Here is a 14,093-nt window from a genome sequence, read left to right on the forward strand (position 1 = left end):
TGTGGCGAGACGGTTCTGCGATGGAGTATAGAGGCTGCAAACATCTAACAAGAACTCACAATAAAGCCGGTCCAACATGCAAAAAGACCTTAGCAGCCTGAACTGGGACGACCTCAAGTTCTTTCTCGAAGTGGCCCGCACCCGCAAGGCCAGCATCGCAGCCAAACGCCTGGGGGTGGACTACACCACCGTGTCGCGACGCATCGGCTCGCTGGAAAACGCGCTGGGTACCCTGCTGTTCGAAAAATCACGGACCACCGGCTTCGTCCTCACCGCCGAAGGGCAGCGCCTGCTCGCGTCGGCCGAATCCATGGAAAGCACCCTGCACATGGCCTGCGAACAGGTTTCAGGCTCCGGCGTGGCACTGTCCGGACACATTCGCATGGGTTGCACCGAAGGCTTCGGCAGCTTCTTCATCACCCCGCAACTGAGCCACTTCGTCGACACCTACCCGGCGATCTCGGTCGACATCCTGCCGCTGCCACACTTCATCAGCCTCTCCAAGCGCGAAGCCGATATCGTCATCGCGCTCGAACGCCCCGAACACGGGCCCTACGTCTGTTGCAAGCTCTGCGATTACCGACTGAAACTGTATGCCACACGCGCCTACCTGGATCGCCACCCGCCCATCGACAGCAGCGCCCAACTCAGCGGCCACCGCTTCATCAGCTACGTCGACGACCTGGCATTCAGCTCCGAGCTGCTCTACCTGAGCAAACTGCTGCCCAACGTCAACGCCGGACTGCGCAGCACCAGCGTGATCGCCCAATACACTGCCGCGCTCCAGGGGCATGGCCTGGTCATCCTGCCCTGCTTCCTGGCCGCCCAGGACGAACGCCTGGTGGAGGTCCTGCCCGATGAAATCGATATCACCCGGCAGTTCTGGATGTACTGCCGCGAGGATCTGCGCAAGCTGAAACGCATCACCCTGTTGTGGGATTACATTCGCAACGTCACCGACCGCAACGCACCGCTATTGATGGGCACCCCCGCCCTGCTGTAGCAGCGGCGCCAGCCGCGTCCCGCTCCACTCAGACGTTAGACTGCCACCCAAGCATCAACCCACTGAGCCTCTTCACCTTGCGCCGTACCGCTTCCTCGAACACACCCTTGCGGCTTTCGACCAAGGTGAACCAGTGCTTGGCACGCGTGATTCCGGTGTAGATCAACTCCTTGGTCAATACCGGATTCAACGCGTCCGGCAGGATCAGCGCCGTGTGCGCGAATTCGGAACCCTGGGATTTGTGCACCGTCATCGCGTACACCGTCTCCACGTCATTCAACCGACTGGGCAGCACGAAGCGAATGCCGCCCTGCCCGTCGTTGCGCGGGAAGGCCACGCGCAAGACCCTTCGCTCGCGCCCGCCACCCTCGGGCAGCATAAGGGCGATGCCGATATCACCGTTCATCAAACCCAGGCCATAGTCGTTGCGGGTCATCAATACCGGACGGCCCTCGTACCAAGGTTGGCTTCCGTCGATCAGGCGCGCCTGTGTCAAGGCCTGGGTGGCGCGTGCGTTCAGGCTTTCGACCCCCCAAGGCCCTTTGCGCACGGCGCACAGCAGCTGAAACTCGTCGAAAGCATTCAGCAACCCACGGGCCCAGGTTGCCCAGGCTTCATCTTCCAGTGGCGTTTCGGCCGGCGGCCGAGCCCTATCGATCTGCTCGAGATAGCGTCGGTAGCCTTGTGGTCCATCGCTGCTGCGACCATGCCCGTCCAGCAGCAGACGCAACAGCGCCGCATCGTGTTCACCCTTGAGTGGCAGCCAATGCACATCCTGGTACCGGCCTTCCTGGAGCAAGGCACGCGCACCTTCGGCGTCCTGCAGGTTGACCCGGGCGGCCAACTGGCCGATGCCACTGTCCTCGCCGAACCGACGCGAGTGCCGCAACATGACCACCTGTTGTGCCAAGGCGTGATCACGCTCGTTCCCTTCGAGCAAACCACTGTGCGCCAGATCCTCGCCGCTCACCTGCTCCAGCCAGGCTCGCGTCGCCGGGCTGTAATAGCCGGCCTCGGCCTGGCTGCATAGATCGCCCAGCACGGCCCCCGCCTCGACCGACGCCAACTGATCCTTGTCGCCCAGCAGCACCAGCCGCGCATGAGGCGGCAGCGCGTCGAGCAGGTTGGCCATCATCTCGAGGTCGATCATCGAGGCCTCGTCGACCACCAACACGTCCAAGGGCAGAGGGTTGGCCGCATCGTGACGAAAATGTCGCGTACCCGGACGGCTTCCCAGCAGCCGGTGAACGGTGGTTACCTCGGTGGGAATGCGTGCCTTGATCGCCGCGTCCACTTCCAGGCTCTGGACCTGCAGGCTGATCGATTCCGTCAGCCGAGCCGCCGCCTTGCCGGTCGGTGCCGCCAGACGAATGCGCAGCGGTTTGTCCTGGGCAACGGCAGGCCCCTGCAACAGCGCCAGCAGGCGCACCACCGTGGTGGTCTTGCCCGTCCCCGGGCCGCCGGTGACGATGCTGAAGGCGCCGCGGGCCGCCAGCGCGCAGGCCAGTTTCTGCCAATCGATCCGCGCCCCATCGGCGGTGCCGAACAATTGCGTCAAACGCTGGGCAAGATCCTCCGGTATCGGCTCATGCGCCTCCAGACGCTGGCGCAACGCATCACCGATGCGCCGCTCGTAAGCCCAGTACCGACGCAGGTACAGACGTTGACTCGAAAGCACCAAGGGCGAGCTGCCTGAAGTGTCGTCCCCGTTGCCCACCAATGGGCTATTCGCCAGACTGCTCAACCAGGCGTCGGCACTCAGGCCCTCCAGCAACTGCGATGGCAGCAGGGCCACGCCTCCCTGCAGATCGCCTTCGGGCGGCAGCGACAAGGCAAAATCCGGCGCCTGCAGCGTTGCTGCCAAGTCCAGGCAAACGTGTCCATGCCCAAGCTGGTGACTGGCCAAGGCAGCAGCCAGCAACACCAGGGGATCCCCCTGCGGATCGAGGTCGGCCAGAAACGCCACGAAGGCCTTGTCCAGCGCGCGCAGCCAGCCGCGCTCGACCCAGCGTTCGAGCAGCGCCAACAGGTCAGCCGTATGTGTGCGGGGCTGCAATCGAGCAAGGCTGTGTGCGTCCAGAGGCGTCGGCAACAGGTCGGCAAACGAGCGGGTCATGGTGTACTTTCCTCGAACAGGTCGGCCTGGACATCGCGGCGTCCGCCTTTGAACAACGCATCGAGCTCCTCGATGAGCTCACGTGGCGGACGCGTGAAGTACACCCCTTGACTGGGCGCCCCCAGGCCACGCAGAAACACGAATACCGCACCTCCAACATGCTGGTCGTAGTCGTACCCTGGCAGCCGGGCTTTCAACTGTCGGTGCAAGGCAAGCAGGTACAGCACGTATTGCAGGTCGTAGCGGTTGGCCAGAATGGATTCGGTCATCGCCTCCTGGGTATAGGCATCATCATCCGGGCCCAGCCAGTTGGATTTGTAGTCGGCAACGTAATATTGCCCCTGATGCTCGAAGCACAGGTCGATGAAGCCCTTGAACATGCCATTGAGCATCGCCCCTTCGGCTGGCAGCCTAAGCACGCCAGGGTGAGTGTACTGGCGCACCAGAGCATCGAGCCGGGTCACGTCGACCTTGTGGCTGGCGAACCAGAACTCCATTTCGATCTGGTATTGATCGAGCTCAGCCATGCGTACCGGCGCGCGTTCAGATCCGAGGCGCAATGGCTCGTCGATGAAACGTCGCAGCCATTCGTCGAGGGTCGGGATCCAACCGGTCCAGCCGCGCCGACTGCAACGGCGTGCGACGTTGTCGGCCAAACGTTCTGGAGCCGCCGCAACACTGGCAAACCCTTCGCGCCCCGCCCACTCCAGTAAACCGTGCAGAAAGGTCCCCGGACCCGGACCGCGGGGGAAACGATGAATATCGCCGCTGGTGGCCGGCACTTCGCGCGGTACCTGGACGTCCAGGCGCTCATCGTCCATGAGCTTCTGCTCAAGCGCGCTGTCGGGCGCCTGATCGTCATCCGCGCTCAAGGTGTCGCTGATGCGCAACGCACTGTAAGAGGCTATCCACCAGTTTTCCCGAGCACTGCGCTTGGGTTGGCGCACCTTGAGCAGCGCGGCATCGCTGCGCAACGGTACGTAGCGGGTCTCGTCCGCTTCCGGTACCGGCAGGCTCACGATGTCCGGGCATCCCGCACTCGCAGCCTGCAACCAGCTCGCAAGCTGGCTCGCATCGACCAGAGGCTGCCCGCCGCCCAACAGGTAACCAATGGCCGAGCGATGGAACACCGACTCCTTGGTCGTGCCGCGCTTGAGGTCCGCGATGCCGAGCCAACAGCTGTGTTGAGCCCGGGTCAAGGCCACGTAGAGCAGACGCAGATCCTCGGCCAGGCGCTCGTCGTCGGCCAGCGCCACCTGTTCAGGCGTAGGGCTCAGCGTCAGTTGCGCCCGGTGTGACGCATCGTGATAGATCAACGGCAAGCGCTTGCCATCGACCGGCTTGCAGCTGCAGATGAAGGGCAGGAAAACCAGCGCGTACTCCAGCCCCTTGGACTTGTGAATGGTCACCACCTTCACCAACTGCTCGTCGCTTTCCAGGCGCAGGATGTGCTCCTCGGCCGCGCTGCCGGACAGCGCCAGCTGTTCGCTCAGATGACGGATCAACGCTTGCTCGCCGTCCAGTTCGCTGGATGCCTGCTGCAACAGTTCGCACAGGTGCAGCAGGTTGGTCAGGATACGTTCGCCATCGTCGCGACCGATCAACGCCAACGGCAGGTCGAAGTCGTGCAGCAACCTGCGCAGCATCGGCAGCACACCCTGGCTGCGCCAGATGGTTCGATAGCTGCGGAACTGCATGACTCGCGCTTCCCATTCCAGCTCGCTGAGATTCAACTGCTCCAGTTCATGCAGCGAACGGTTCAGCGTCATGCTCGCCAAGGCAGCGCGCAATTGCCGCTCCGAATCGGGCTCGGCGCACGCCTTCAGCCAGGCCAGCAGATCGTGGGCCTCTTGTGCAGCGAACACCGAATCCTTGTCCGACAGGTACACGCTGCGTACCCCGCGCTCGGTCAACTCGGCGCGCACGGCCTGAGCTTCCTTGCCATCGCGTACCAAAATGGCGATGTCGGCCGGCAGAATACCTCTGACTTTGCGCCCCTCCACTTGAAAGCCACCTTGCCCGGCTTGGCCGGCGTTCAACAGGCTCACGATTTCGGCCGCGCAGGCAGCTGCCAGGGCCTTGCGATAGGCAACGCCCGAAACAGGCTGATCACTGGGCAATTGCCAGAGGGTCAGCGCCGGTACGGCCTGCTCCTCGACGATCAATGATTCCTTGCGCCCCTGGGCCTGCACATCGATGAACGGCACCGGATTGTCTTCACCCTGCCGGAACAGGAACGCACCTCGTCCCTGCACACGCTGCTCGGCCTGCATGAACACATGGTTGACCGCCCCGACCATGGCCCGGGTTGACCGGAAATTGGTACCCAATGTATGCAGCCGCCCCTCGGTCGCACGACGTGCCTGCAAGTAGGTGTTTATATCGGCACCGCGGAAAGCGTAGATCGCCTGCTTCGGATCGCCGATCAGGAACAGACCGGTCTCCTGTTCGTTCTCCTCGATGTGATAGATACGCTCGAAGATGCGGTACTGAACCGGATCGGTGTCCTGAAACTCATCGATCAGGGCTACCGGAAACTGTTCGCGAATCAACTGGGCCAACTGCTCACCACCGGCGCCCTGAAGCGCACGGTCGAGCCGGACCAGCATATCGTCGAAGCCCATTTCCGCACGCCGGCGCTTCTCTTCCTCGAAGCGTTCGCCGATCCACTGGGCAGCGTGCCTGAGCACCGCGCTTTCAGGTGTCGGCAGCGCCGCCAGCGCTGCGGGCAGCATGACCATCGCCTGCAATCCAGGGTGATCAGGGGCCTCACCCTTCCAGGCTTCGGCCATGCCTTCGGGTGTCAGGCGGGTAAAGCCGGTGCCGATATCCAGCTCGTGCTGATCCGGGTCGGTCGCCCAGGCCGTGATCTTCTCGAACCAGGGTTCGAAATAGCGTGCCTGCATCTTGCGACCGTCGACCGCCTTCGCCGCCACGGCCTGCAGGCATATTTCACGCAACTCGATGGCCCACTGCGGCCAGGGTTTCTTGAGCTCGATCAAGGCCTGCTCACGCTCGGCCAGAGCACGCTCGATCAGCTCACCGGGTTCATCGCCCGAAGCGCCCTCGTGCGCATGGGCAAACAGCCCTCGTACTCTGGCGAGCAACGCTGCGGGCCCGCCCAGATGGGCTCTTACCCAATCCAGGGCAGCGCCTTGCATCGGGTAGTAATAGCGCCGCCAATAGTCGCGCACGACTTCGCCCAGCAGGTCGCTGTGATCGGTCTCCAGACTCTGGGTAAACAAGCTGCCGCTGTCGAACGCATGCTCGCGCAGCATGCGCTGGCACCAGCTGTGGATCGTGGAAACGGCTGCTTCATCCATCCATTGCGCAGCAATATCCAGTCGGGCTGCGCTGGCCGCCCACTGGGTGGTGTCGAATTCGTCGCGCAACTGCGCGATCAATGCATCCGGTGCCGCGATCTCCTCTCGAAAAAAACGAGCCGCTTCGGCCAGCCGTATGCGGATCCGCTCGCGCAGCTCCTTGGTCGCCGCATCGGTGAAGGTCACGACCAAGATCTGCGGAGGCAGCAGTTCGCGACCGAATCCGTTGATGTCCGCACCGTGGCCCAGGATCAAACGCAGATAGAGTGCGGAAATGGTGAATGTCTTGCCGGTGCCCGCGCTGGCTTCGATCAACTGACTGCCACGCAGGGGGAAGGCCAACGCCAATGGACGTTCAGGAGACGTCATGATCGGGCCTCCTGCTCATCGACCGAGCGCCAGGGCGCTTCCAGCATGGGTTGGTAGAGCGTCTGAGCCCAACCCTCGAATTCTTCACTGTCGACCAGTGCATCGAAATCAGCGAACTGACGCATCAACGCCACCGCCTCCCGGCGCTCGCCATTGCTGGTCACCCCATCCCCCTCATAGGCTTTTCGTGCTGCCGCCAAGGCTTTCTCCTCATCAGTCTGCGAAAGCCAGGCCACCGCTGTCTTCACCGCTACCGGCAGAGGACGGGTCATGCCCGTCTGCCAGGCCAGCAAGAGATCGCTCAGCGCCGTTTGAGCCTGGTCCAGAGGCAATGGATCGAGCAACAAGGTATCGTCGCTGGCCACTACCGCCGTTGTCAGGGGCAGTCCCACGGCGCACGATGCGAGATGCAAGACCCAGGGACGTATCAGACGATGCCATTTGCGCGAGCGCACGCCGCCGATGGCATTGGCGATCGTCGAAACACTGAGGCAGTTGCCATCCTCGCGCTGGTACACGCCCGCCAGCCACCCCTCCAGCACGATGCCCTGTGCCCGGAAAGTGATCGGTAAAGCGCTGTCCAGCCGGGAAGGCCAGAGCACGAGCAACTGGCGATAGCGCTCGAGCAGATCGGGCAATGGTTCGATCAATTCTTCCCGCAGTCGCGTACCGAACTCTGCCATGGGTAAAAGACCGCTGCCCTGCAACTTCCGAGCGTGGTTCTCCAGCACGTCGGTGATTTCACCGGCACTGGCCATGCCCGCACTGAGCAGGCTGTCACTGAGGGTGTAACGCTCCAGCGCATCGAGCACGAAGGGCTCGATATCGGACACCGGCTTCTCGGCCGACTCGAAGAAGACCTTGAGCCGCTGGCTGAAAAAGTGCCTGACCGGATTGCGCAGAAAATCCTGCAACTGAGCCACGCTCAATGGCTCTTCCTGACGATGAGCAGGCAGCGGTACCTGCGCATCCGCTGCCGCTATGCCTGCGTGCAAGTGCTGCCACTCGCTGGCAAAACTGAAGAGCGCAGGATTTCCCTGGTGAAAGTACCGAGCACTGAAAGGCTGAAGCGGATGCTCCAGCGTGAGCGCGTGCAAGAGCTTCTGTCCGCTAGCGGAACTGTCCAGTGCCTCGTCGCCTGACAGCCGCCAGCCACTGGCCAGGTGATCGCGCAACTGCCCGATCAGCACCGACGGTGGATGTTCGCTGTTGTCCCTGATGCTGCGCCCCACCCAGCTCATGTAGAGTTGCTCACGCGCCGAGAGCAGCGCTTCCAGCAGCAGGTAGCGGTCGTCCTCGCGACGGGAACGGTCCCCCGGGCGGTAATCGCTGCCCATCAAGTCGAAGTCCAGCGGTGGCTGCGCCCGCGGGTAGTCGCCATCGTTCATGCCCAACAGGCAAACGATCTTGAATGGAATGGCGCGCATCGGCATCAAGGTACAGAAGTTGACGGAGCCTGCCAGGAAGCGCTGGCTCAAGCGCCCCTGATCCAGCCCCGCGAGCCAGGCTTCACGCACCACCGTCAGCGGCAATTGCTCGACCAGTCCCACCGCTTCGCAGGTTTCCAGCCACTCTTCACGCAGTTCTTCAAGCTGATTGAGCAGGTATTCGTCATGCTCCGTGTCGGCAGTGAAGAACAGCTGCAGCAACTGATGCAGTCTGATACCCCACTGCGCAGGGGTGGCCGGACGATCAAGTTGCTGGCAGGCCACTTCCAGCGCATCCAAAAGCGCTGCAAGCGGCCCGATAAGCGCTGCATCCAGGCCACCGATTTCGTCGTAGGGCTCGATGTCACTGCACCCTATTCCGGTTCCCACGGCATAACCAAGCAACATTCGTCGCAGCCCAAAGCGCCAGGTGTTCTGCTCCAGTTCGATCGGCAGTCCCATCTGCGTGCGTTGGCGTGCATCGAGACCCCAGCGAATACCCGCCCCTTCGATCCAGCGACGCAGCGTCGGCAGGTCCCGCTCCAGAATCGCAAATCGACTGCGCAGGGCAGGCACGTCGAGCAGATCAAGAATCTCGCTCACGGGGAAGCGACTGTCCGGCAGCTTGAGCAGGTGCTCGACCGCTATGAGCAAAGGATCACGCCCGCGTTGCCCTTGATCGGTCAGCGTGAAGGGGATGAATCTGCGGTCATCCCGGTCCAGCTGGCCAAACACCGCTCGAATATGGGGGGCGTAGCTGTCGATGTCGGGCACCATGACGATCACGTCACGTGGACGCAGCGCGGCATCGGCACTGAAGCGTGCCAACAGCTGATCGTGCAGAATCTCCACCTCGCGCTGCGCACTGTGGGCAACGTGGAAGCGAATGCTTTTATCGATCTTGATATCGACGCTGGGCCAGATCGACTGTGTTTCGGCCAGGGGGCGCAGCTCGAGGATGTCGTCCTGCAACTGACCCAACAGGTGTCGCGGCTCGCCTTCGCTGAAAAGGTCGATACGACCGTCGCCAAATGCAGCCTGATAGCTGGCGGGGTCGTCATAGCTGTCGAGCAGATTGATGTAGTCACGCCCTTGCTTGCCCCAGGCAGCGAGCAAGGGATGGGCGTGCTGATGAAGGTTGTCTGAATCCAATACGACCGGCATGCCCTGCTTGCGAGCCTGGCGCTTGTATTGATGACGCAGCAGGTCCTTGTCCGCCACGATATCGGCCCAATGGTGCCGACAGGGGTTGTGCACACACAACAGCACCTGACTGAAGCGACCCAGCGCCGCCAAGGCTTCCAGGCCTTGGGCTGGTAACGAAGAGATACCGAACACGATCACACGCGATGGCAATGTCGAAGGCGCTTCATCCAGCGCCGCGGCAGCCTCCATGAAGCGTTGATGCACCCCCGCCCGGCTTTGTGCCATGCCTTCGGACCCTACATCCTCCAGCAATGCCCTCCACAACTCCGCTTGCCAACAATTGCCTACCGGCAAGGGCTTGCTCAAACCGCGCCCATTGCGCAGCTGATGCTTGCCTACCGCCCAGTCCTGAAGCCAATCCGCGCGATAGACCTGATACTGATCGAACAAGTCTGCCAGGCGCTCTGACAACTGATAGCGCTTGCGCAGGTCGTTATCGTCGAGCAGGAAGCGCTGGAGAGGTTCGAAATGGGGCCGGTCGATCAGTTGCGGTAACAGACGCATCAAACGCCAGGTAAGCGGTGCCTTGTCGAGCAGCGAGGAAGAAGGAATCTGGTCATGCCCCAGTACGCTTCGATACAGCTGCCACATGAAACTGCCAGGCAACTGCACATCCACCGCCGCCGAGATTCCTACCCCTCCTTCCTCATCTGCGCTTTCGTCTGCGGCGAGCGCAAGCTTGAGCCATTGAGCGATGCCATTGCTCTGCACCAGGATGATTTCGTTTTCCAGTGGACGCAGCGGGTACAGGCGCATCCAGCTCACGACAAGACTGCGCAGTTCGTCCAGGCGATTGCCATGTACAACCATGAAACCGGGGGTGAGAGGCGACATGGCCGACATGTGCGGAGTCCTTGAGGTAAGCGTGAATCAAGGATCAACCATATCAGATGTAGCTTTCTCAGTTGAGCCAGCCGGTTCTGCTCAACGTGTAAGAGACAACTGAATGTCGACTTGATAAGTAGGAGAGGTCTTACAGGGAAGCGCTAGAGAAAAAGCCGTACAAAGACAAAACCCCTACCTGCTCACGCAGATAGGGGTTTCGGAATTGAATCTTGACGATGACCTACTCTCACATGGGGAAACCCCACACTACCATCGGCGATGCATCGTTTCACTGCTGAGTTCGGGATGGGATCAGGTGGTTCCAATGCTCTATGGTCGTCAAGAAATTCTGTAGCCAGGATGCCCTTTGGGAGGCACTCCAGCAAATCGGGTATGTGATATTTGTGGGTTGTCCTGCTGCGAACTTTCGGTTCGTGTCATCTCCACAGTCACCGCAATCTGGTCTTCGACGCAAATTGCTTGGGTGTTATATGGTCAAGCCTCACGGGCAATTAGTATGGGTTAGCTCAACGCCTCACAGCGCTTACACACCCCACCTATCAACGTCGTAGTCTTCGACGGCCCTTCAGGGAACTCAAGGTTCCAGTGAGATCTCATCTTGAGGCAAGTTTCCCGCTTAGATGCTTTCAGCGGTTATCTTTTCCGAACATAGCTACCCGGCAATGCCACTGGCGTGACAACCGGAACACCAGAGGTTCGTCCACTCCGGTCCTCTCGTACTAGGAGCAGCCCCTCTCAAATCTCAAACGTCCACGGCAGATAGGGACCGAACTGTCTCACGACGTTCTAAACCCAGCTCGCGTACCACTTGTAAATGGCGAACAGCCATACCCTTGGGACCGGCTTCAGCCCCAGGATGTGATGAGCCGACATCGAGGTGCCAAACACCGCCGTCGATATGAACTCTTGGGCGGTATCAGCCTGTTATCCCCGGAGTACCTTTTATCCGTTGAGCGATGGCCCTTCCATACAGAACCACCGGATCACTAAGACCTACTTTCGTACCTGCTCGACGTGTCTGTCTCGCAGTCAAGCGCGCTTTTGCCTTTATACTCTACGACCGATTTCCGACCGGTCTGAGCGCACCTTCGTACTCCTCCGTTACTCTTTAGGAGGAGACCGCCCCAGTCAAACTACCCACCATACACTGTCCTCGATCCGGATGACGGACCTGAGTTAGAACCTCAAAGTTGCCAGGGTGGTATTTCAAGGATGGCTCCACGCAGACTGGCGTCCACGCTTCAAAGCCTCCCACCTATCCTACACAAGCAAATTCAAAGTCCAGTGCAAAGCTATAGTAAAGGTTCACGGGGTCTTTCCGTCTAGCCGCGGATACACTGCATCTTCACAGCGATTTCAATTTCACTGAGTCTCGGGTGGAGACAGCGCCGCCATCGTTACGCCATTCGTGCAGGTCGGAACTTACCCGACAAGGAATTTCGCTACCTTAGGACCGTTATAGTTACGGCCGCCGTTTACCGGGGCTTCGATCAAGAGCTTCGCTTGCGCTAACCCCATCAATTAACCTTCCGGCACCGGGCAGGCGTCACACCCTATACGTCCACTTTCGTGTTTGCAGAGTGCTGTGTTTTTAATAAACAGTCGCAGCGGCCTGGTATCTTCGACCGGCATGAGCTTACGGAGCAAGTCCTTCACCCTCACCGGCGCACCTTCTCCCGAAGTTACGGTGCCATTTTGCCTAGTTCCTTCACCCGAGTTCTCTCAAGCGCCTTGGTATTCTCTACCCAACCACCTGTGTCGGTTTGGGGTACGGTTCCTGGTTACCTGAAGCTTAGAAGCTTTTCTTGGAAGCATGGCATCAACCACTTCGTCGTCTAAAAGACAACTCGTCATCAGCTCTCGGCCTTGAGATCCCGGATTTACCTAAGATCCCAGCCTACCACCTTAAACTTGGACAACCAACGCCAAGCTGGCCTAGCCTTCTCCGTCCCTCCATCGCAATAACCAGAAGTACAGGAATATTAACCTGTTTTCCATCGACTACGCTTTTCAGCCTCGCCTTAGGGACCGACTAACCCTGCGTCGATTAACGTTGCGCAGGAAACCTTGGTCTTTCGGCGTGGGTGTTTTTCACACCCATTGTCGTTACTCATGTCAGCATTCGCACTTCTGATACCTCCAGCAAGCTTCTCAACTCACCTTCACAGGCTTACAGAACGCTCCTCTACCGCATCATCAAAAGATGATACCCGTAGCTTCGGTACCTGGTTTGAGCCCCGTTACATCTTCCGCGCAGGCCGACTCGACTAGTGAGCTATTACGCTTTCTTTAAAGGGTGGCTGCTTCTAAGCCAACCTCCTAGCTGTCTAAGCCTTCCCACATCGTTTCCCACTTAACCAGGATTTTGGGACCTTAGCTGACGGTCTGGGTTGTTTCCCTTTTCACGACGGACGTTAGCACCCGCCGTGTGTCTCCCATGCTCGGCACTTGTAGGTATTCGGAGTTTGCATCGGTTTGGTAAGTCGGGATGACCCCCTAGCCGAAACAGTGCTCTACCCCCTACAGTGATACATGAGGCGCTACCTAAATAGCTTTCGAGGAGAACCAGCTATCTCCGAGCTTGATTAGCCTTTCACTCCGATCCACAGGTCATCCGCTAACTTTTCAACGGTAGTCGGTTCGGTCCTCCAGTCAGTGTTACCTAACCTTCAACCTGCCCATGGATAGATCGCCCGGTTTCGGGTCTATACCCAGCGACTAAACGCCCTATTAAGACTCGCTTTCGCTACGCCTCCCCTATTCGGTTAAGCTCGCCACTGAATATAAGTCGCTGACCCATTATACAAAAGGTACGCAGTCACAGAACAAAGTCTGCTCCCACTGCTTGTACGCATACGGTTTCAGGATCTATTTCACTCCCCTCTCCGGGGTTCTTTTCGCCTTTCCCTCACGGTACTAGTTCACTATCGGTCAGTCAGTAGTATTTAGCCTTGGAGGATGGTCCCCCCATATTCAGACAAGGTTTCTCGTGCCCCGTCCTACTCGATTTCATTGACAAGAGATTTTCGCGTACAGGGCTATCACCCACTATGGCCGCACTTTCCAGAGCGTTCCGCTAATCTCAAACCAACTTAAGGGCTGGTCCCCGTTCGCTCGCCACTACTAAGGGAATCTCGGTTGATTTCTTTTCCTCAGGGTACTTAGATGTTTCAGTTCCCCTGGTTCGCCTCGCATGCCTATGTATTCAGCATGAGATAACCATCTTATGATGGCTGGGTTCCCCCATTCAGACATCTCCGGATCACAGTCTGTTTGCCGACTCCCCGAAGCTTTTCGCAGGCTACCACGTCTTTCATCGCCTCTGACTGCCAAGGCATCCACCGTATGCGCTTCTTCACTTGACCATATAACCCCAAGCAATCTGGTTATACTGTGAAGACGACATTCGCCGAAAATTCGCATTTACTCTAAGAGCAACTCACAAATTTTACCTTAGCCTGAACCTACACCAGTGAAAGTGTCTGTCCAGTCTATCTTTCTATCACATACCCAAATTTTTAAAGAACGATTCTGAAAAAGATCAGAAATCAGCATTCAACCATCAACCGATGGAATGCTCATTTCTAAGCTTTGACAACGATGGAGCACCAAAAGTGGTGGAGCCAAGCGGGATCGAACCGCTGACCTCCTGCGTGCAAGGCAGGCGCTCTCCCAGCTGAGCTATGGCCCCATAATTGGTGGGTCTGGGCAGATTCGAACTGCCGACCTCACCCTTATCAGGGGTGCGCTCTAACCAACTGAGCTACAGACCCAATCGTCTTCTTCAATGAATCAAGCAATTC

Annotated in this window: 4 protein-coding genes, 2 tRNA genes and 2 rRNA genes; 1 reads left to right on the plus strand and 7 read right to left on the minus strand. The window is 59.3% G+C overall.

Annotated elements, in window-relative coordinates:
- Positions 1-76 precede the first annotated feature (76 nt).
- Positions 77-1,003, plus strand: coding sequence for a LysR family transcriptional regulator (locus ABMD26_RS08570; RefSeq protein WP_134723107.1), 927 nt, complete (start codon positions 77-79; stop codon positions 1,001-1,003).
- Between the two features lie 28 nt (positions 1,004-1,031).
- Here ABMD26_RS08570 and recD read toward each other — a convergent pair whose 3' ends face one another.
- From recD to ABMD26_RS08605, 7 genes are all read right to left on the minus strand, one after another.
- Positions 1,032-3,119, minus strand: coding sequence for an exodeoxyribonuclease V subunit alpha (gene recD / locus ABMD26_RS08575; RefSeq protein ID WP_134723108.1), 2,088 nt, complete (start codon positions 3,117-3,119; stop codon positions 1,032-1,034).
- On the minus strand, positions 3,116-6,811 hold the full coding sequence (gene recB, locus ABMD26_RS08580) for an exodeoxyribonuclease V subunit beta (protein ID WP_354309063.1): 3,696 nt from the start codon (positions 6,809-6,811) through the stop codon (positions 3,116-3,118). The genes recD and recB overlap by 4 nt, the downstream gene beginning before the upstream one ends.
- The gene (gene recC, locus ABMD26_RS08585; protein ID WP_354309065.1) at positions 6,808-10,287 is read right to left on the minus strand and encodes an exodeoxyribonuclease V subunit gamma; all 3,480 of its coding nucleotides are present in this window, start codon (positions 10,285-10,287) and stop codon (positions 6,808-6,810) included. The genes recB and recC overlap by 4 nt, the downstream gene beginning before the upstream one ends.
- A gap of 210 nt (positions 10,288-10,497) precedes the next feature.
- Positions 10,498-10,613 (minus strand): 5S ribosomal RNA (gene rrf, locus ABMD26_RS08590).
- 147 nt (positions 10,614-10,760) lie between these two features.
- Positions 10,761-13,655, minus strand: a 23S ribosomal RNA gene (locus ABMD26_RS08595).
- 250 nt (positions 13,656-13,905) lie between these two features.
- Positions 13,906-13,981, minus strand: a tRNA-Ala gene (locus ABMD26_RS08600).
- 5 nt (positions 13,982-13,986) lie between these two features.
- Positions 13,987-14,063, minus strand: a tRNA-Ile gene (locus ABMD26_RS08605).
- Positions 14,064-14,093: the final 30 nt, after the last annotated feature.

The organism is Pseudomonas sp. PvP001, from assembly GCF_040546375.1.
Lineage (GTDB): Bacteria > Pseudomonadota > Gammaproteobacteria > Pseudomonadales > Pseudomonadaceae > Aquipseudomonas > Aquipseudomonas coleopterorum.

Coding starts and splice junctions, on each gene's coding strand:
- recC (WP_354309065.1), bottom strand. CDS start 10,287: ATGTCGGCCATGTCGCCTCTCACCCCCGGTTTCATGGTTGTACATGGC.
- ABMD26_RS08570 (WP_134723107.1), top strand. CDS start 77: ATGCAAAAAGACCTTAGCAGCCTGAACTGGGACGACCTCAAGTTCTTT.
- recD (WP_134723108.1), bottom strand. CDS start 3,119: ATGACCCGCTCGTTTGCCGACCTGTTGCCGACGCCTCTGGACGCACAC.
- recB (WP_354309063.1), bottom strand. CDS start 6,811: ATGACGTCTCCTGAACGTCCATTGGCGTTGGCCTTCCCCCTGCGTGGC.